This is a genomic window from Nocardia rhizosphaerae, assembly GCF_042650365.1.
In the GTDB taxonomy this organism is placed as follows: Bacteria; Actinomycetota; Actinomycetes; order Mycobacteriales; family Mycobacteriaceae; genus Nocardia; species Nocardia rhizosphaerae.
In genome coordinates, this window is record NZ_JBHSBA010000015.1 from 1,315,033 (window position 1) to 1,334,641 (window position 19,609).

Sequence of the window (19,609 nt, forward strand, 5' to 3'; positions counted from 1 at the left end):
GGACAACGGGTTCCGGCGCACTCACTGGGGTGCGACGTGGCCGGCGGGCTGGGTCTGCTGCCCGTTCACCGGCTGCGGCACGGGCTGAGTCTGCGGCGGCTGCGGCACCGCGGACTGCTGCGGCGCGGCCTGGCCGCCGACGGCCTGCGGGGCCACCTGCGGCAGCCCGACGGTCTGCAGGACACGCGTGATGACGTCCTCGGGGGTGACCTCGTCGGCGAGCGCGTCGTAGGACAGCACCAGCCGGTGGCGCAGCACGTCGGGAATCACCTCGACGACATCCTGCGGCACCACGTAGTCGCGACCACGGATCAGCGCCACCGAGCGGGCGGCGGCGATGATGCCGAGGCTGGCGCGCGGGGAGGCGCCGTAGGAGATCCAGTTGGCTACATCGGCCATGCCGAACTCGGCGGGCGTTCGGGTCGCGGTGATCACCCGGACCACGTAGTCGACCAGGGCGTGGTGCACGAAGACGTTCGCGGCCAGCTTCTGCAGGCGGATGATGTCCTCGGGCGCCAGGATCTGCTTGGGCTCCGGCGGGGTGACACCCATCCGGTAGATGATCTCGCGCTCCTCCTCCACCGAGGGGTAGTCGACGACGACCTTGAACAGGAAGCGGTCGCGCTGGGCCTCCGGCAGCGGGTACACACCCTCGCTCTCGATCGGGTTCTGGGTCGCCATGACCAGGAACGGATCGGGCATCGGGTAGGTCTTGCCGCCGATCGACAGCTTGCGCTCGGCCATCACCTCCAGCAGCGCCGACTGCACCTTGGCCGGCGCGCGGTTGATCTCGTCGGCGAGCACGAAGTTGGCGACCACCGGGCCGAGTTCGGTGTCGAACTCCTCGCGGCCCTGGCGGTAGATCCTGGTACCGATGAGGTCGGTGGGCACCAGGTCGGGCGTGAACTGCACCCGCGAGAACGTGCCGCCGACGACCCTCGCGAAGGTTTCCACGGCGAGGGTCTTCGCGACGCCGGGCACACCCTCGAGCAGCACGTGACCACGCGCGAGCACGCCGACGAGCAGCCGTTCGACCAGCCGGTCCTGACCGACGATGACGCGTTTGACCTCGTAGATCGCCTTCTCGAGAGTCTGGACGTCACGCTCGAGGGTGCTCGGCGTGCCCGTACCGGCGTCCTTCGCCAGCTTCGGCCCGCTCACACCTTCCGTCGAAGTCACCAACATCCCCGCTTTCGCCTCGGTCCTGTGCGTGCGGCCACAACTATTCCAGGTATCGGCCCGGTGCGCCGCAACCGGCCGGAGTGAACGCGAATTCGTCGGTCCGCCCAGCCCGGCTCGGCATGTTCGCCACCCTACGCATGTCCAGGGCCACTCGCCCACGCCACGCGCCCGCCCACGCGGCCGCCGCATCGCCCATTACTCGGCAGCAAGCGATCGGCAACATGATTCGCATCGCATCACCTACCGACGATAACGATCCGGGAGCGGCGGGATCACCCGACGCAGGTCATCCCACGATTGCATGTCTCGGTGTTCTTCGACACAGGGCTTCACGGGTAGTTTTCCCATCCAACCTGCGGTTCTATAGCCCACTACCGCCTGCTGATCCTGAAATTCGGAAGGTATCGGTCAGCAGGTTTTCCCGCAGCTCCAAGAAGGTGATCCTCGTGCAGTTCTCACTCCGATCTGGGTTCTCTCGTAGTTTGCTGTCCTCCGCCGCCGTCGCCACAGTCACCGTTCTCGGGCTCGCCGTCGCGCCCACCGCCTCCGCCGACCCACTCCTCGTGCCGGGAATCGGCAGCATCGACACCGGTTCGGCGGCACTCGGGGCCACCGGCTCCGCGAGTCCCGGTCCCGGCCCGGTGGGCACCGAACTCGGACTCGGCACCGGCAGCGCCGCCCCGGCGCCCGACACCTGGGCACCCCTCGGTTCGGGAAGCGCGGGCGTCGACCCGAGCAGCGGCAGTTCCGGTGGCGTCGATTCCGCACCGCCGAGTATCCAGCTCCCGCCCGTCACCGGCAGCGCAGGGGAGGGCTCCGGCTCAACGGAATCGAGTAGCCCGCTGGACACCGGGAGCGCGACCGTGCCCGGACCGGGCAGCGCGGCAGGTAGCAGCGTCACGCTTCCCGATTCCGGTAGCGCGGACGTACCCGGTACCGGCAGCGCGTCGGCAACGGGGAGCACGACCACCGGACTCGGCGTCCTCGGCACCGGCAGCGCGGACACCGGACTCGGTAGCGGCAGCGCCGCTGGCGGGCTCGAAGCTCTCACCACAATCCTCGGTGCCGGCGCCGGTGCCGGCAGCGCACTCGCGAGCGGCAGCGCCACCACCGGGCTCGACACCCTCACCGCCGTGCTCGGCACCGGTAGCGCACTCGCGGCGGGAAGTTCGGCGGCCGGACTCGGCGCCCTCGCCGCGTCGAGTTCGGGCAGCGCGGAAGCTTTGGCTCTCGGGCTGGTGCCCCTGCTCGGGGCCGGAAGCGCGGCGGGCGGTGCACCGGCCTCCGGCAGCGCGGCAACGCTGGGACTCGGGAGCAGCAGCGTGAGCGCCCTGGCGCTACTGCTCGGGACCGGGAGCGCGGCACTGGGCACCGGATCGACAACCGGCAGCGCAGCACTCGGCACCGGATCGACAACCGGCAGCGCAGCACTCGGCAGCGCGGCACTGGGCACCGGATCGACAACCGGCAGCGCAGCACTCGGCAGCGCGGCACTGGGCACCGGATCGACAACCGGCAGCGCAGCACTCGGCAGCGCGGCACTGGGCACCGGATCGACAACCGGCAGCGCAGCACTCGGCAGCGCAGCACTCGGCAGCGCAGCACTCGGCAGCGCGGCACTCGGCAGCGCGGCACTCGGCAGCGCGGCACTCGGCAGCGCGGCACTCGGCAGCGCGGCAGCTGGGTCGGCGGGCGGAGCGGCCGTGCCGGAATCCGGTGGGCCTGCGGGACCGGGCGGCGCGGGCACGCCGGACCGGACCGGACCGTCGGCATCGGGGGCGCCGAGCGACAAGACGGCGGCCGGCGGCGGGTCTGATGCCGGCGGCGGGTCGGATGCCGGTGCCGCGCCAGCACCGAATGCCGGAGCCGGGGTGGTTTCCGGCGCACCGGAGACCGGAGCGGGTGGACGGTTCAGCGATACGCGGCCGATGTTCGCCGGACTCGGCCTGCTGGCCCTGCTCGGTGCGGCCGTCGTCGTAGCCCGTGCGCGTCACGCACGGCCCGAGAACCGGCCATGAGCGCATCACGAGATCACACGCGAGTCACCGCGTCGGGATTCCTGGCGGTCGCGTTGGTCGCGGTGGCGGCGGCGTTCTTCCTCGCCGCCGCCCGGGGACCGCACCAGGCCGATCCGCCACCGGCGGGCCGCGATACCGCGCTGGCCGAGCCGGTGGCCGGGGCGGCGCCGCTCGGACGATCCGATCCCGTACGGTTGCGGATTCCGCGCATCGGCGTCGACACCGCGCTCGGGCGTAGCGGCACCACCGCCCGTGGTTCCCTCGCCGCACCACCCGATTTCGCGCACGCGTCCTGGTTCGACGGGGGCGCGAGCCCGGGCGAACCGGGTGCGGCGGTGCTCCTCGGGCACGTCGACTCGACGGCCGGGCCCGCCGTGTTCTTCCGGCTCGGGGAGCTCGGGGCGGGCGACGAGGTCCTGGTCACCCGCCAGGACGGCACGACCGCGCGGTTCGTCGTCGACCGCACCGAAACCGTGGCCAAGAACGCCTTCCCGAGCGACCGCGTGTTCGCCGACGACGGCACCGCCCGCCTGTGGCTGATCACCTGTGGCGGCTCCTTCGATGCCGCGCAGCGCCGCTATCTGTCCAACGTCTTGGCCTCCGCCGTGTTCGTCGGCGCCGAACTCACCACACCAGGGCACGAACCCGAACTGGCCCGATAGCGGGCCACCGCGACCTCGTGCGCCGGTCACGATCGCGCAGGCCCCGCTGCCGAGGGCCGCTGTCGAGGATCACCGGGTCGGTCGGGAGGGCCTCCCGACCGACCCGTCCGACACGCGACGGGTCACGGTCGACGCGGCGTTCCGTGGAGCGAGGGCACAACGTCGCTCACTCGGTGACGATGCGGACCGCGTAGGGCATGATGCCGCCCTCGCGGACCGGCGAGATCTTCACGACGTCGCCGGATTCCGGTGCCTCGATCATCGTGCCGTCGCCCAGGTAGAGCGCCACGTGCGCGCTGCCGCCGGGGCCCCAGAACAGCATGTCGCCGCGTTCGCGGTCGGCGACCGGCACGCGGGTTCCCGCGTTGTACTGGTAGCCGCTGTAGTGGGGCAGCGAGACACCGATCCCGGCGAAGGCGTAGAGCATCAGGCCGGAGCAGTCGAAGCCCACCTTGTTGTAGTCGCCGTGCGCGTCGCCGACACCGCCGTCGCGGATGCCGAGCGTCGGCCCGTCCTCGTCGCCACCACCCCAGGCGTAGGTGACGCCGAGCTGCGACATGGCCCGGTCGATCACCGTCTCGATCGCGGCCGAGCCGGTGATCTGGGGTGTCGTCGGCCGCGGGCCGGTGCGGCGCGGCGCGGCGGGCGTTGATTCCAGTTCGGTGTGCGGGCGCTGCCCCTCGCCGAGGCGGGCGGCTCGGTCGCGGGCGGCCTGGTCGGCGGCGGCCCGCGCGGCGGCGGCGTTGGCGGCGGCGAGCAGCGCGGTCAGCTCGGCCCTGCGCTGGTCGTCCCAGGCCAGGAACACCTCGCGCTGGCTCTGCAGGCCCGAGACCGTGGCCCTGGCGATATCGAGCGCGGATTGCGCCGCGGCTCGGTCCCGTTCGAGGTCCGCCCTGGCTGCGGCCTGGGTGTCGTACTCGGTCCTGGCGACCGTCATCGCCGCCTGGGCGGCGTTCTTCTGCTGCTCGGCCGCCACAGCGGCGCTGTCGGCGTCGGCCTTGGCCTGGCGCGCCGCGGAGTTCCGGTTCGCCTGGGTGATCTGGGTGCGGCGCAGCTCGTCGAGGACCTGCCGCTGATTCTTCGACACCATGCTCAGCACCTGAGCCCGGTCCATCGCGGTGTCGGGGCTCGCCGAGGACAAATAGGTGACGATCGAGCTGTTGACCGGCCGCACGTACGCCTGGGTGGCGATCTGGTCGAAATCACCGCGCGCCACGTCGACCTGGGCGCCTGCCTCGGCGAGCAGGGTCTGGGAGTCGACCACCGCGGCCGCGGCCGCGTCGGCGGCGTCGCGCGCGGACTGCAGGTCCACCAGCGCCTGGTTCACCGCCTCGCGTTTGGCGGCCAGCACATCGTCGAGGGCCCGCAGCTGCTGGTCGGCGGCGGCGACGCGGTTGATCAGCACCCCGATCTCGCTCACTCGCGCGTCGACCTGGGCGTCGGCGCCCGCGATCTCGCCGTCGGAGGGATTGGGTGGTGGCGGTGGCACCGCCGCGACGGGTCCGGCGCTCGCGAGCAAAGCCAGCGCCATCAGCAATCCCGCCGCTACCCGTAATAGACCTGGTTCGTCCCGCCTGCCTGTAGCGCGCACGGCACCTCCGAGTGACTCGACTCGTCCTCTGTCACCGGCGCATCAGCCCACCCATCGACCACAGCAGTCGACCAATGCCCCCTGTACCTCAGTTTTCACGATCGCAATCACCGTCACCGTACGGCACATAGTTCCCAAAGGAAACATCTGCCACAGCACAACAGGTGGGCAATGGGGCGATTGCCCAGAATTAGCCTAAGAGAAGACAGTCTTCGCCCCGGAAAAACAGACCGCAGGTCTGGAAATGTGACTGGAGTTGAACCAGTTAGTTGGTCGCGCCGGTCCCGGTAGGCGTGGTGGCCGCGGACTCCCCCGCCTGCCCCCGGCGCGCCTTCACGACGTAGAGCCCGGCGATCGCGAGCACGGTCATGATCAGCAACACCACGGTGATCACGGTCCAGGACATCCCCTCCGGCTCTTCCAGCCGGTCGACGAAGGCGCGCACGGCCACCTCGGGATGATTGCCCTTGAACTTGCCCGCGTCCTCGGCCCACTCCAGGCGCACCCGGCTGATGCTGTCGCTGTGGGTGCCGATCCAGTCGTCGCTGAAGACGGCGACGGTGCCCTCCGTACTTTTGCCCACCTCGGTGGCCAGGTCACGTAGGGTCGAGTCGTGCCACGGGTTTCCGGGAACGACGACGACGCTCAGCGGGATTCCCTCCGACCGCGCCTCGGCGACAATCGCCGCCAACCGCTCCTGGTCCACATGATCGGGGGCGGCGACATGATTGTCGGCGAGATCGGATTCGACACTGCTCACCACGATATTCGGCGGCAGTTCCACGGCCATCGGCGCAAAGGTGTGCAAGACGGTCATCTTCCATCCGGTCTGTCGAGCCTCGGTCGCCTCGGTCGCGACGGGCAGCCAACACTGCTTGGCGAGCGTCAACGCGTCATTCCCCGACTCGCTCGACAGGCACAGTACGCGACGGTGCGCGCGGGCAGGCTCCCACGGCACGCCCAACCGCCCCCGCGTACTTCTTAGGACAAGCGTACTGTTAGGCTTGTCCGGCGAGGAAACCGGCATCTCACGGCGCCGGAACCCCTCCGAAGACGCGAGTCGCCGGCACAGCCCCGCCGGCGGCACACCCTCACATGAGTGGAGCTGACGTGACGAAGATTGATACCTTCGGCGCCAAGGGCACGCTCGAGGTCGGAAGCAACTCCTACGAGATCTTCCGGCTCTCGGCTGTTCCCGGCACCGAGAAGCTGCCCTACGCCCTGAAGGTGCTGGCGGAGAACCTGCTGCGCACCGAGGACGGCGCCAACATCACCGCCGATCACATCCGCGCGATCGCCAACTGGGACCCCTCGGCGCAGCCGAGCGTGGAGATCCAATTCACCCCGGCGCGTGTGATCATGCAGGACTTCACCGGTGTGCCCTGCATCGTCGACCTGGCCACCATGCGTGAGGCCGTCACCACGCTCGGTGGCGACCCGAGCAAGGTGAACCCGCTCTCCCCCGCCGACATGGTCATCGACCACTCGGTGATCCTGGACGTCTTCGGCCGCGCCGACGCGCTGGAGCGCAACGTCGAGCTCGAGTACGAGCGCAACGGCGAGCGCTACCAGTTCCTGCGCTGGGGCCAGGGCGCCTTCGACGACTTCAAGGTCGTTCCCCCCGGCATGGGCATCGTGCACCAGGTCAACATCGAGTACCTGGCCCCCACCGTGATGGTCCGCAACGGCCAGGCCTACCCCGACACCTGCGTCGGCACCGACTCGCACACCACCATGGTCAACGGCCTCGGCGTGCTGGGCTGGGGCGTCGGCGGTATCGAGGCCGAGGCCGCGATGCTGGGCCAGCCGGTCTCCATGCTGATCCCGCGCGTGGTCGGCTTCAAGCTGACCGGTGAGATCAAGCCCGGCGTCACCGCCACCGACGTGGTGCTCACCGTCACCGACATGCTGCGCAAGCACGGTGTGGTCGGCAAGTTCGTCGAGTTCTACGGCAAGGGCGTCGCCGAGGTGCCGCTGGCCAACCGCGCCACCCTGGGCAACATGAGCCCCGAGTTCGGCTCCACCGCGGCGATCTTCCCGATCGACGCCGAGACCATCAACTACCTGCGCCTGACCGGCCGCACCGATGAGCAGCTCGCGCTCGTCGAGGCGTACGCCAAGGAACAGGGCATGTGGCACGACGCCGACAACGAGCCCGCCTACTCGGAGTACCTCGAGCTGGACCTGAGCACCGTGGTGCCGTCCATCGCCGGCCCGAAGCGTCCGCAGGACCGCATCCTGCTCAGCGAGTCCAAGAGCGCGTTCCGCTCCGACATCGTCAACTACGTCGGCGAGGGCGAGCTGACCGCGCTGGACGAGGCGGGCGAGGAGTCCTTCCCCGCCTCCGACTCGATCGCGGTCTCGGCGAACGCGGCCGACGACACCTACACCCCGGCCCACTCGGCGGCCAAGGGCGCCAACGGCCGTCCGTCCAAGCCGGTCAAGGTCGTCTCCACCGAGCGCGGTGAGTTCGTGCTCGACCACGGCGCGGTCGTGGTCGCGGGCATCACCTCCTGCACCAACACCTCCAACCCGTCGGTCATGCTGGGCGCCGCCCTGCTGGCCCGCAACGCGGTGGAGAAGGGCCTGTCCTCCAAGCCGTGGGTGAAGACCAACATGGCGCCGGGTTCGCAGGTCGTCTCCGACTACTACGAGAAGGCCGGTCTGTGGCCCTACCTGGAGAAGCTGGGCTTCTTCGTCGGTGGCTACGGCTGCACCACCTGCATCGGTAACACCGGCCCGCTGCCGGAGGAGATCTCGGCCGCGATCAACGACAACGACCTCTCGGTCACCGCGGTGCTCTCGGGTAACCGCAACTTCGAGGGTCGTATCTCCCCCGACGTGAAGATGAACTACCTGGCCTCGCCGCCGCTGGTCATCGCCTACGCGCTCGCGGGCACCATGGACTTCGACTTCGAGACCGACGCCCTCGGCCAGGACACCGACGGCAACGACGTGTTCCTGCGCGACATCTGGCCGTCCCCGCAGGAGATCGACGACACCATCAAGTCGGCGATCAACCAGGAGATGTTCAAGAAGTCCTACGCCACCGTGTTCGACGGCGACGAGCGCTGGCAGAGCCTGGCCACCCCGGAGGGCGACACCTTCGCGTGGGACGACAAGTCGACCTACGTCCGCAAGGCGCCGTACTTCGACGGCATGCAGATGGAGCCGGCTCCGGTCGCCGACATCACCGGCGCTCGCGTGCTCGCGCTGCTCGGCGACTCGGTCACCACCGACCACATCTCCCCGGCGGGCCCGATCAAGCCCGGCACTCCCGCCGCGCAGTACCTCGACGCCAACGGCGTGGCCCGCAAGGACTACAACTCGCTGGGCTCGCGTCGCGGTAACCACGAGGTGATGATCCGCGGCACCTTCGCCAACATCCGGCTGCGCAACCAGCTGCTCGACGACGTCTCGGGTGGCTACACCCGCGACTTCACCCAGCCCGGTGGCCCGCAGGCGTTCATCTACGACGCCTCGCAGAACTACCAGGCCGCGGGCATCCCGCTGGTCGTGCTCGGTGGCAAGGAGTACGGTTCGGGCTCCTCGCGTGACTGGGCTGCCAAGGGCACCAGCCTGCTGGGCGTGAAGGCCGTGATCACCGAGTCGTTCGAGCGCATCCACCGCTCCAACCTCATCGGCATGGGCGTCATCCCGCTGCAGTTCCCGGCCGGTCAGTCGGCGGCCTCGCTCGGCCTCGACGGCACCGAGACCTTCGACATCGCGGGGATCACCCAGCTCAACGAGGGTGTCACCCCGGAGACCCTGAAGGTCACCGCCACCAAGGAGGACGGCTCGAAGGTGGAGTTCGACGCGGTCGTTCGCATCGACACCCCCGGTGAGGCCGACTACTACCGCAACGGCGGCATCCTGCAGTACGTGCTGCGCAACATGATTGCGGGCTGAAACATGCGCGGCTCCGCCGCGACGTCCGGGGCCTCGTGACCCCGCCGCCGGGCACTCGAGACTCGCGCCTGCGGCGCATGCGCTTCGAGTGCCCGGCGGCGGGGCGGCCCCGGACGTCGCTCGTCGGGCTCGCTCCCGATTGGGCTGGTTTCGGTCGGATCGACCGGATCGATTCTTGGCCGGACTTGCCCAATCATTTTCGGCCACAAGCCGATTCGTTATCGACCCCCGCTCCGCATCCCGGAGCGGGGGTCCGCGCATTCCCCGTTGGAGGACTAATGCCCAAGGTCAGCGACGACCATCTCGCCGCCCGGCGTAGCCAGATCCTCGACGGCGCGCGGCGCTGTTTCGCCGAGTACGGCTACGAGGGTGCCACGGTGCGCAGGCTGGAAGAGGCCATCGGCCTGTCCCGCGGCGCCATCTTCCATCACTTCCGGGACAAGGACGCACTGTTCTTCGCCCTGGCCAAGGACGACGCCGAGCGGATGGCCGAGGTCGCGGCCAACCAGGGCATCGTGCAGGTCATGCGGGACATGCTCGCCCGCCCGGAGGAGTTCAACTGGTTGGGCACCCGGCTCGAGATCGCCCGCAGGGTGCGGACCGATCCGGAGTTCCGCGCGGGCTGGACCCAGCGCTCGGCCGAACTCACCGCCGCCACCCTCGCCCGCCTCGAACGCCGCAAGGCCGCGGGCGCGTTGCGCGACGACGTCCCCACCGACGTGCTGCTCGGCTACCTCGACCTGGTCCTGGACGGCCTGATCGCCCGGATCGCCTCCGGCCACACCGACGACAATCTCTCCGCCGTCCTCGATCTCGTCGAAGCGTCGGTCCGCCGCCGCACCTGATCGACCCCAGCCCTGGATTGCGCGCCACGGGATCGTTCACCGCGATCGTTGCACCGGCCGGGAACGGGTGCTGACAGCGAGGGCAGGCGTCACGAATTCGTCGCCGCCCAAGCGGAATTCGACGATCCTGCCCTCGGCGCGCCGGATCGGTAGAGCGCGCACACGGCCCGGAGTCGCCGATGTCCGATCCACATCGCTGTGACCGACCCGGCACCCGCATCGGGAACATTCCCGGCCGAGCGCCCGGTTGTACGCCGTATGACGTTTTCCGTGCCGGTCCTCGTCCGTGGCTACGAACTCGATTCCCAGGGACACCTCAACCACGCCGTCTACCACCAGTACGGCGAGCACGCCCGCTGGGAGCTGCTACGCGCCGCCGGCATCCCGCAGGACAAGTTCTTCGCCAGCGGCATCGGGGCCGTCGTGCTCGAGTCGACGATCAAGTACCGGCGCGAACTGCGCGCGGGCGACGAGGTCACGGTGACCGCCGAGCTCGACTTCGACGGCGGCAAGATCTTCCGGTTCCACCACCGGATCGCCAAGCTGGACGGCACGGTGTCGGCGGAGATCACCGTGGTGGCCGGTGCGATGGATCTGACCGCGCGCAAGCTCATCGCCGATCCGGCCACGCACTTCCGCGGACTCGCCGAGAATCCCGAACTGCTCGGCCTCTGACACAGCGCCGACATGGCGGGCCGCTCAGCAATTCCGGGGCGACGCGGGCAGGCACGGCAGCCACATCGTTAGCTGATCGATTGCCGACCCGACGAGCCGATCCGCGTCCAGGTTGGCCGAAATTCTCTCCCTGCTAGGCGATCACGCGCCGCTCGGCGGTTTGCCCGGCGCTCCGCAAATCTGGCGAACCCGCTCGGCGGCTCCCGAGCACACGCTATGATCCGAAGCACCTTCGGGGGTTCTGGCAAATCGCGAGCAGACGAAAAGATCGGAGTGAGTGCCCATGACCGACGCCATCCACCTCCCCGCTACCGCGTCGCCCCGGCATCGGGGGCCCGCCCTGCGCGGATTGCTGGTGGCCGAGTCCGATCGCGACATCTCGGTGCGCGTGGACGACGGAACATGGACCTTCGATCGCCGGGATGTCCTGCGGCTCACCGAAGATCACGCCGGAGCGGGTGAGCGGCGGGTGCGGGTCGATATCCGGCCCGGCGCCACCGCCGATTTCACCCGCCGGATGCGCGTCGACCTCGTCGACCGGCCGATCACGCTGGCCGCCGACCCGTCCGAGGCGCTCGGCGACGATCAGCTCGCCAAGGCCACCCGTGCCTGGGCGGCCAAGTTGCGGATCGCCGAACGTGGTGGCGTCACCGGCGCCACGTTCACCTTCCACGACGGCATCAACTGCGACAGCCTCGACTGAAACGGCCACGGGTCATGGAACGCGCGACCGACGCGGTGCTCATCGTCTCCGAAAGCGACGATCTGCACGCCGATGCGCTGGCCGCCACGCTCCGCGAACACCACCGGCTCGACCCGATCCGGCTGGATCTGCGCGACTTCCCCGCCCAGACCGGCAGTTTCCGGCTGGACAAGGCAGGTACCAACCGCGCGCTCGCCCACCTGCACGGGCTCGACGACGTGCGCGCGGTCTGGTGGCGCAGGCCGCACCCGTGCCGGGTCCCGCAGGGGATGCGCGCCGACGACGACGCGTTCCGCCAGGCCGAGTGCGACGGCTTCCTCCAGGGCATGCTGTGGTCGATCCCGGCGTACTGGGTCAACGATCCCGCCGCCGAACGCACCGCGAGCCGCAAGATCGTGCAATTGGAGACTGCACAGCGGGCGGGCTTCACCATCCCGGAAACCCTCATCACCAACGACCCGGACGAGGCCCGGAGTTTCGTCGAATCCCGTTCCGGCCCAGTCGTGTACAAGCGGACCGGGACCGGCCGCGGCGAATTCTCCGAGACCAGGATCATCACCAGGCCGGAGCTGAGCAGGCTGGCCACGATCCGGTCGACGCCGACCACCTTCCAGGACTACATCGAGGCGGGCTGCGATCTGCGGGTGGTCTGGGTCGACGGCATCGAATGGGCGGTGCGCATCGATTCGCGGGCCGGTGTCGGGCGGGTGGATTCCCGGCTCGACACCTCGGTCGCGTTCACCCGCGACCGCCTGCCCGCCTCGGTCAGCAAGTCCCTGGCCACCCTCATGGGCGCGCTCGGGTTGAGTTTCGGCGTCGTCGATCTCCGGCTCGGCACCGACGGCGAGTACTACTTCCTCGAGGTGAACCCGCAGGGCCAGTTCGCCTACCTGGAGATCAAGACCGGCCTGCCGCTGTTCACCAGCCTGGCACACCTGCTCGTCCACGGGGACGGCTCCGTCCCCGGGTGGTGAGCCGGTTCAGTCGGCCGGGTTCTTACGCCGGTTGGCGCCGCCGCGGCCACGTAGCTCGACGTGGGATTCGACCAGCACATTATGGATGAAGCCGTACGAGCGGCCGGTGGACCTGGCCAGTGCGCGGATGCTGGCGCCCGCCTCGTACTGCTTCTTCAGCTGGGATTGCAGCCGGTCGCGGGACTTGCCCGTGACTCGCGTGCCCTTTCCCAGCGCAGCCTTGCCTGTCGTCGCTTTGCTCTTGGCCGACCTTGCGGCCTGTCTCGCACTGTCGCTCATGGCTTCCTCCGAGTCGCCGAGCAGCTGATTCCAGGCTAGACACTCCGGGGTCGGTGATCAACGAAAACAGTGATGAAAGTCACGACCGGCCCGCGAGTTCGCGCGGGACACAGCGTTTCACACCGCGACACACCGCACGTGGTGGCGATGGTGCGCGCGCACTCACGCGAGGTCGATCAGCTCCGCGTACTCGGCGGACCAGTGGTCCTCGGTGCCGTCGGGCAGCAGGATGACCCGCTCCGGGTTGAGCGCCTCGGCCGCACCCGGATCGTGGGTGACGAGCACGACGGCACCCTCGTAGGTGCGCAGCGCCTCCAGCACCTGCTCGCGCGAGATCGGGTCCAGGTTGTTGGTCGGCTCGTCGAGCAACAGCACGTTCGCCGCCGAGGACACCAGCCCGGCCAGCGCCAGGCGGGTCTTCTCACCGCCGGAGAGCGTGCCCGCAGGCTGCTCGAGCTGGGGACCACTGAACATGAAGGCACCGAGCAGGCTGCGCAACTCCTGCTCGCCCGCGTCCGGGGAGGCGTGGCGGATGTTCTCCCACACCGTCGCCTCGTCGTCGAGGGTGTCGTGTTCCTGAGCGAAATAGCCGACCTTGAGGCCGCGGCCCTGCTCCACTCCGCCGGAGGTGGGGGTCTCCACTCCGGCGAGCAGCTTCAGCATGGTCGTCTTACCCGCGCCGTTGAGCCCGAGCACGACCACTCGGCTGCCCTTGTCGACGGCGAAGTTCACGCCGGTGAAGATCTCCAGCGAGCCGTAGAGCTTGGTCAGGTTGTTCACCATCAGCGGGGTCTTGCTGCACGGCGCGGGCTCGGGGAAGCGGATGCGGGCCACCTTGTCGGCAACGCGCACATCGTCGAGCTCGGCCATCAGCCGCTCGGCGCGGCGCACCATCTGGTGTGCCGCAGCCGCTTTGGTGGCCTTGGCACCGAGCTTGGCGGCCTGCTGGCGCAGCGCGCTCGCCTTCTTCTCGGCATTGGCCCGCTCACGCACCCGGCGCTGTTCGTCGGTGGCGCGGGCGTCGAGGTACTTCTTCCAACCCATGTTGTAGACATCGGGTTCGCCGCGGACCGCGTCGAGGAACCAGACCTTGTTCACCACAGCCTCGAGCAGCTCCACATCGTGGCTGATCACGATCAGGCCGCCGTCGTGGTTCTGCAGGAACCCGCGCAACCAGGTGATGGAGTCGGCGTCGAGGTGGTTGGTCGGCTCGTCGAGCAGCAGGATGCGGTCGGAGCGCCCGCCGGAACCGTCGGAGGCGGAGAACAGGATGCGGGCCAGCTCGATGCGGCGGCGCTGACCGCCGGACAGGGTACGCAGCTGCTGGCCGAGCACACGCTCGGGCAACCCGAGGCTGTTGCAGATGCGCGCCGCCTCGCTCTCGGCGACGTATCCGCCGAGCGAGGAGAACTGGTCCTCGAGCCTGCCGTACTTGCGGATCGCCTTCTCGCGGTCCTTCTCGTCGACGACCTCGGCCATCACGGTCTGCTGCTTCTCCATGTCCCGGATCAACGTGTCCAGGCCGCGGGCCGACAGCACCCGGTCGCGGGCGATCACGTTCAGATCGCCCTCCTTCGGGTCCTGCGGCAGATAGCCGATGTCGGTGGAGCGCACGATCTTGCCCGCGTACGGCTCGCCCTCGCCCGCCAGGATCCGCAGCGTGGTGGTCTTGCCTGCGCCGTTGCGGCCGACCAGTCCGATCCGGTCGCCTGCCTGCACCCGCAGCGCAGGGCCGGGGGCCGCGAGCAGGGTGCGGACTCCGGCCCGGACCTCCAGGTCGGTCGCCGTGATCACAGGCTTCTCCTCGTGTCGGAAAGATCGGTGGTCGCCGAACCGCCCCATCGTGCACCGGCGGGCTCGGCCAGAACCACCCATTTTACCGACCGCCGACGCGCGCACCGAACCGGCGCTGCCGCGATGTGAGCGTGGTTACTCTCTTGCCATGACTACCGATCTACTCGGCCGGACCGCGCTCGTCACCGGGGCGAGCCGCGGCATCGGCCTCGCCACCGCCGCCGAGCTGCTGCGACGCGGTGCCAACGTGCTGATCACCGCCCGTAAACCCGAGCCGCTCGAGGCCGCGGCGACCGAACTGCGCGCACTCGGCCATCCGGGTCAGGTGAGCGCGCTCGCCGGCAATTCCGGCGATGCCGGCGCCCGCGCCGAGGCGGTCGCCATGGCGGTCGCGGAGTTCGGTTCACTGGACATCCTGATCAACAACACCGGCATCAATCCGGTGTACGGCGCGCTGATGGACGCCGACCTCGGCGCGGTGAGCAAGATCTTCGACGTGAACGTGGTGGCCGCGCTCGGCTATGTGCAGCAGGCGTACCGCGCGTGGATGGCCGAGCACGGCGGCGCGATCGTCAACGTGGCCAGTGTGGCGGGCATCCGCTCCTCCGGGGTGATCTCCGCCTACGGTGCGTCCAAGGCGGCGCTGATCCGGCTCACCGAGGAGCTGGCCTGGCAGCTCGGCCCGAAGATCCGGGTGAACGCGGTGGCGCCAGGCGTGGTCAAGACCAAGTTCTCCGACGCCCTGTTCTCGGCCGACGAGGACCGAGCGGCGAGCGCGTACCCGCTCGAACGGCTCGGCGCACCCGAGGACGTGGCCCGGCTGATCGGTTTCCTGGTCTCCGACGAGGCCGCCTGGATCACCGGTGACTGTGTGCGGGTCGACGGCGGCCTGCTCGCCACCGGCGGCATCTGAGCGGCGGGCCGGTGCGGCGAGCCCACCGCACCGACCGCGCGGCGGTGACGGCCGACACCGCTCAGTCGATCGTCTCCGTGCGACCCGACGCGGTCGCGAGACCGTCGCCCGGCGCGGTCTCCTCGGTGCGGGCCGCCTCGGCGCGCGCCCGCTCCGCCCGCGCCAGCGGATCGAGTACCAGCGACTCCTCCACTCCGGTGTCCGGCTTGCCCGTGCTGACCACGCCCAGCGGATCACGCACCGGCACATCGTGTTTCAGTGGCCGGTTCGCCCCGCCCTCGTCCAGTCCGAAGCGGTCGTGCAGGCGGCGCAGGAAGCCGGGGGCGTACCAGTTGGCGTCGCCGAGCACCTTCATGGCGGCGGGCAGCAGGAAGCCGCGCACCAGGGTGGCGTCGACGAGCACGGCCAGCGGCAGGCCGATGCCGAAGGCCTTCATGAAGGTGATGTCGGAAGCGAGGAAGCCGAGGAACACCAGCGAGATCAGGATCGCGGCGGCGGTGACGATCCGGCCGATCCGTTCCAGGCCGAGCGCGACGGCGGTGTCGTTCTTGCCGGTGCGGTCGTACTCCTCGCGGATGCGCGACAGCAGGAACACCTGGTAGTCCATCGCCAGGCCGAAGGCGGCGGCGAACAGCATCACCGGCACGGTGGCGGCCAGCGTACCGGTGACGGTGAAGCCGAGCAGGCCGGACAGGTGGCCGTCCTGGAAGATCCACACCAGCGCGCCGAAAGTGGCGGTGAGGCTGAGCGCGCTCAGGATCACCGCGAGCACCGGAAGCACCACGCTGCCGGTGAGGCCGAACAGCACGATCAGCATCACGACGATCACGAAGCCGAGTGCCCATGGCAGCGCGGTGGAGATGGCCGCCAGGGAGTCGACGTTGGCCGCGGCGACACCACCGACGAGCAGTTCGCTCGGCGTCGGCACCGCCCGCACGCGCTCGACCAGCCCGCTCAGTTCGGCACTGTCGGTGGTGGCGGGCACGATCGACAGGTACACCGCGCGTTCGGCACGGAACCGGGCGTTGAGTTCGGTCGGTTCGGCGAGCAGTCCGCCCTGGGCGTAGCTTCCGGTGGCGGTGTCGACCCGGCGGACGTGTTCGAGGTCGGACATCTCGCGCGCGATCGCGTCGAGCCCTGCCGCGCTGTAGGCGCTCTCGGGCAGCACCGCGACCAGCGTGTTCTGATCGCTCTCGCCGAAGTCGCGCTGCACGATCTCGGTGACCTGACGGGAGTTCATCGACTCCGGCAGTGTCCGCTCGTCCGGGAAGCCGAGTTGCACCCCGAGGAACGGGGCGCCGAGCAGCAACAGCAGCGCGGTGACGGCGAGCCCGATCGGGATCGGCTTGCGCATGACCGCGGTGGCGAGCTTGTGCCAGGCACCCTCGCCGGGCGCTGGGCGCGGTGCCCGCAGGAACCACCAGCCGAGCTGGCCCTTGTCGATCCGCGCTCCGATCAGCAACAGCGCGGCGGGCAGCAGGGTCACCGAGACCAGCGCGGCCAGCGCGGCGACGATGATCCCGGCGTAACCCATGGAACGGATGGCGAGCTGCGGGAAGAACAACAACCCGGCCAGCGCCACCGCGACGGTCACCGCGGAGAAGGCGACGGTGCGGCCCGCCGTGCGCAGGGTGGTCGCGACCGCGCCCGCAGGGGTGCGGCCCTCGCCGAGTTCGTCGCGATACCGGTTGACGACCAGCAGGCTGTAGTCGATGGCGAGGCCGAGGCCGAGCAGCGTGGCCACATTGGTGGCGGTGACCGAGAGCGGCGTGAACAGGGTCAGCACCCACAGCGCGCCCATGGTCGTGAGCACGGTGGCGACCGCGACCAGCAGCGGCAGGCTCGCCGCGACCAGGCCGCCGAACACGAACAGCAACGCGATCAGAGTGAGCGGGAAGGCGATCGCCTCGCCCTTGACGATGTCGGTCTTGCTCTGCTCCACCGTCTCGTGCAGCAGCATGGCGAAGCCGCCGACGCGTACCTGCAGCGTGCCCTGCTGCCCGGCGAGCTCGTCGGCGACCGCGGCGACCCGTTCGTCGACCTCGCTCTCGCTGCCGAGCACGCTGGCCACGATCATCCCCTGCTTGCCGTCGACGCTGCGCAGCGCGGGCTGATGGGTGGTCCAGTACGACCCGATGTCGGTGACGCCGTCACGTTCCTGGAGGTTGGCGACCAACGCGGTGGCCGCGTCGATGGATTCGGGATCGTCGACCGAGGCCTCGGTCTCCACCAGCAGCAGCAGATTCGGTGGCGCCTGCCCGAATTCGGTGCGCAGCACCTCGAGCGCGCGGCTGGATTCGCTGCCGGGATCGGTGTATCCGCCACCTTCCACCCGCTCGAAAAGGGTGGCACCGAGTGCGCCGAGCACCACCGCGAGCACCGCGAAAACCCCGAGCACCCAGCGGCTGCGCCGCCTGGTGAATTCGAACACCGGATATTCCCCTAACTCGTCACGCAGTGGGCGCTCGCGCACCTCGATCCGCGGGCCTCCGTGAGCGCCGGGCGGTCGCCTCGGCGCGGCGGATCCGCTTGGTGGGTCGGCGCGTTCGCTCGAGGATGGTAGCAACTTCGTGGCGCGTGCGCGGGGCGTCGGGGGCCGCGCGGACTGGCCGGCTCGGGCGCCGGTCGGCGCCGGTCAGCCGGACCGGCCGCACCGGCCGGGTGCGAGCGCGGTACCGCCGCGGCCGCCGGGGGCACCAGGGACTCAGATCTACCTGCGCCACTATGGGTTTCGAGCCGGGGACGGGACCGGGGCGTCAGGCTCGACGCGGTCGGGCCACCGAGGTGGCGACCGTGCGGCGCAGGCGCGGAGGCAGCGCGGCGAACAACGAACGCATGGCGGCGACGGTGCCCCGCAGATCGTCGTGGCCGGAGAGGTAGGCGCGCTGCAGCGGCGCGGGCAAACCGAAGAACGCCTCGAAGAAGCCGGGAAGTTCGGCAGGCGGGAGAGCAAGCAGGGTGCGCAGCCCGGCCCGGCGCAGGGCCGACACGGCCCGCGCGCGCGGTGTCCACGGGTTCGCGCCCGCGGCGACAGTGTCGGCCGCCCCGAGTGCGGCCGCCACGCTGTAGCCGGTCGCCGGGTGGATCAGGCCACCCGCCGCGCCGAATCGCCCGCGGCCGGGGCGCCCGCCTTCGACCGGAAACCGTACCCGCTCGACGGGTTCGGTCCCGGTGAACGGAATTCCCCTGGCCCGTAGGCGGTGTTCGAGCCTGCGCCGCAGCAGGTCGGGGGCCGGAGCGGGGCGCCCGGCCAGGCAGGTCTCCTCGAACAGCATCGTTTCGGCACCGAGCGGGACGACATAGAGGAACGACGGCGGTTCCGCGGGCCCGGCACCGTTGTCGGTGCGCCAGTCCATGAACAGCGTCGGCTGGGCCGGGTCGAGGTGGGTTCGGTGCACGACGACGCCGTACGCGGTCTGCTCGGCCCGGCGCGGCGCCCTGGCCAAGCCTCGGGCATCGACCACCTGACCTGTCACGGTGCGGCCGGTCGCCGTGCGGACCGCGCCCCGTCGCGGGTCCACCGCGACGACCCGGTCGGCGATCACCTCGGCACCGTCGACGGTCAGCGATCGTTGCAGTGCCGGGGTGTCGAGTACCTGATAGCGGCGGTCCAGCCGATGCTCGCCCAGCGCCACGGCGTGCGGCTGCGGCACCGTCGCGGCCACGACGGTGGGGTCGAGCCAGTCCGGCAGTTCGTCGGCCCAGGCCGCGTAGGTGGGTGTCCACACCCGGTCGGGGTGCGGGTCGACCACCGTGACTCGCCTGCCACGGGCCATGGCACGGTGGGCGACCGCCCGCCCGGCCGGTCCGAGCCCGCAGATGATCACCGCACCGTCCATCCGACGATTGGATCAGATGCGATTTTTTCCAGCACCGCCGCATCACGGCCCGATGCCGTTTCGGCGGCGCGCGCTCGCCCCGCGGTGGGTTTTCGGTAATGATGGGGACCATGAGATCGAAATGGAAGGATCTCAGAACATAGCCGCACCCTCGAACGATTCAGCGGCAATCTCCCAGGTCAAACACTTTTCCCTGACGCCTCGCCACCCGACCCGGCGTCGCGG

General features: G+C 70.0%; 15 protein-coding genes. 8 read left to right on the forward strand and 7 right to left on the reverse strand.

The features are described from left to right. Positions 1-21: 21 nt before the first annotated feature. Positions 22-1,185: a chaperone MoxR1 gene (gene moxR1, locus ACFOW8_RS28240; protein ID WP_378554621.1), complete on the reverse strand. Its 1,164-nt coding sequence runs from the start codon at positions 1,183-1,185 to the stop codon at positions 22-24. Positions 1,186-1,664: 479 nt separating this feature from the next. Between moxR1 and ACFOW8_RS28245 the strand changes: the two genes are divergently transcribed. Together ACFOW8_RS28245 and ACFOW8_RS28250 are read left to right on the forward strand one after the other, a co-directional pair. Further along, on the forward strand, positions 1,665-3,200 hold the full coding sequence (locus tag ACFOW8_RS28245) for a hypothetical protein (protein ID WP_378554622.1): 1,536 nt from the start codon (positions 1,665-1,667) through the stop codon (positions 3,198-3,200). Continuing rightward, complete coding sequence (locus ACFOW8_RS28250) at positions 3,197-3,862, forward strand: class F sortase (protein WP_378554623.1); 666 nt, start codon at positions 3,197-3,199, stop codon at positions 3,860-3,862. The genes ACFOW8_RS28245 and ACFOW8_RS28250 overlap by 4 nt, the downstream gene beginning before the upstream one ends. A 166-nt stretch (positions 3,863-4,028) precedes the next feature. On the opposite strand, the gene ACFOW8_RS28255 is transcribed toward ACFOW8_RS28250, so the two are convergent. Continuing rightward, positions 4,029-5,393: an NlpC/P60 family protein gene (locus ACFOW8_RS28255; RefSeq protein ID WP_378554624.1), complete on the reverse strand. Its 1,365-nt coding sequence runs from the start codon at positions 5,391-5,393 to the stop codon at positions 4,029-4,031. A gap of 325 nt (positions 5,394-5,718) precedes the next feature. Beyond that, positions 5,719-6,270, reverse strand: coding sequence for an Rv1476 family membrane protein (locus ACFOW8_RS28260; protein WP_378554625.1), 552 nt, complete (start codon positions 6,268-6,270; stop codon positions 5,719-5,721). A 278-nt stretch (positions 6,271-6,548) separates the two neighbouring features. On the opposite strand from ACFOW8_RS28260, the gene acnA reads away from it, so the two are divergent. The 5 genes from acnA (at position 6,549) to ACFOW8_RS28285 (ending at position 12,559) form a co-directional block, all read left to right on the forward strand. Beyond that, positions 6,549-9,362 (forward strand): aconitate hydratase AcnA, encoded by a 2,814-nt coding sequence (gene acnA, locus ACFOW8_RS28265; protein ID WP_378554626.1) that lies wholly within the window; start codon positions 6,549-6,551, stop codon positions 9,360-9,362. A gap of 278 nt (positions 9,363-9,640) precedes the next feature. Continuing rightward, entirely contained in the window at positions 9,641-10,207 is a 567-nt protein-coding gene (locus ACFOW8_RS28270) for a TetR/AcrR family transcriptional regulator (RefSeq protein WP_378554627.1), read from the forward strand. Between the two features lie 258 nt (positions 10,208-10,465). After that, positions 10,466-10,882: an acyl-CoA thioesterase gene (locus tag ACFOW8_RS28275; protein ID WP_378554628.1), complete on the forward strand. Its 417-nt coding sequence runs from the start codon at positions 10,466-10,468 to the stop codon at positions 10,880-10,882. Between the two features lie 283 nt (positions 10,883-11,165). Then, complete coding sequence (locus ACFOW8_RS28280; protein ID WP_378554629.1) at positions 11,166-11,585, forward strand: hypothetical protein; 420 nt, start codon at positions 11,166-11,168, stop codon at positions 11,583-11,585. Between the two features lie 14 nt (positions 11,586-11,599). After that, positions 11,600-12,559, forward strand: a complete 960-nt coding sequence (locus ACFOW8_RS28285) for an MvdC/MvdD family ATP grasp protein (protein WP_378554630.1) — start codon at positions 11,600-11,602, stop codon at positions 12,557-12,559. A gap of 6 nt (positions 12,560-12,565) precedes the next feature. Here the strand turns inward: ACFOW8_RS28285 and ACFOW8_RS28290 are convergent, their stop codons facing one another. Continuing rightward, entirely contained in the window at positions 12,566-12,838 is a 273-nt protein-coding gene (locus tag ACFOW8_RS28290; protein WP_378554631.1) for a helix-turn-helix domain-containing protein, read from the reverse strand. A gap of 162 nt (positions 12,839-13,000) precedes the next feature. After that, positions 13,001-14,632 (reverse strand): ABC-F family ATP-binding cassette domain-containing protein, encoded by a 1,632-nt coding sequence (locus ACFOW8_RS28295; RefSeq protein WP_378554632.1) that lies wholly within the window; start codon positions 14,630-14,632, stop codon positions 13,001-13,003. 148 nt (positions 14,633-14,780) lie between these two features. Here ACFOW8_RS28295 and ACFOW8_RS28300 point away from each other — a divergent pair, with 148 nt between their 5' ends. After that, positions 14,781-15,545, forward strand: coding sequence for an SDR family oxidoreductase (locus ACFOW8_RS28300; protein WP_378554634.1), 765 nt, complete (start codon positions 14,781-14,783; stop codon positions 15,543-15,545). A 61-nt stretch (positions 15,546-15,606) separates the two neighbouring features. Here the strand turns inward: ACFOW8_RS28300 and ACFOW8_RS28305 are convergent, their stop codons facing one another. Then, positions 15,607-17,976: an MMPL family transporter gene (locus ACFOW8_RS28305; RefSeq protein WP_378554635.1), complete on the reverse strand. Its 2,370-nt coding sequence runs from the start codon at positions 17,974-17,976 to the stop codon at positions 15,607-15,609. A gap of 325 nt (positions 17,977-18,301) precedes the next feature. After that, positions 18,302-19,384 carry a lycopene cyclase family protein gene (locus ACFOW8_RS28310; RefSeq protein WP_378554636.1) on the reverse strand — a complete coding sequence of 361 codons (1,083 nt, stop codon included), beginning with the start codon at positions 19,382-19,384 and terminating at the stop codon, positions 18,302-18,304. Positions 19,385-19,609 lie beyond the last annotated feature (225 nt).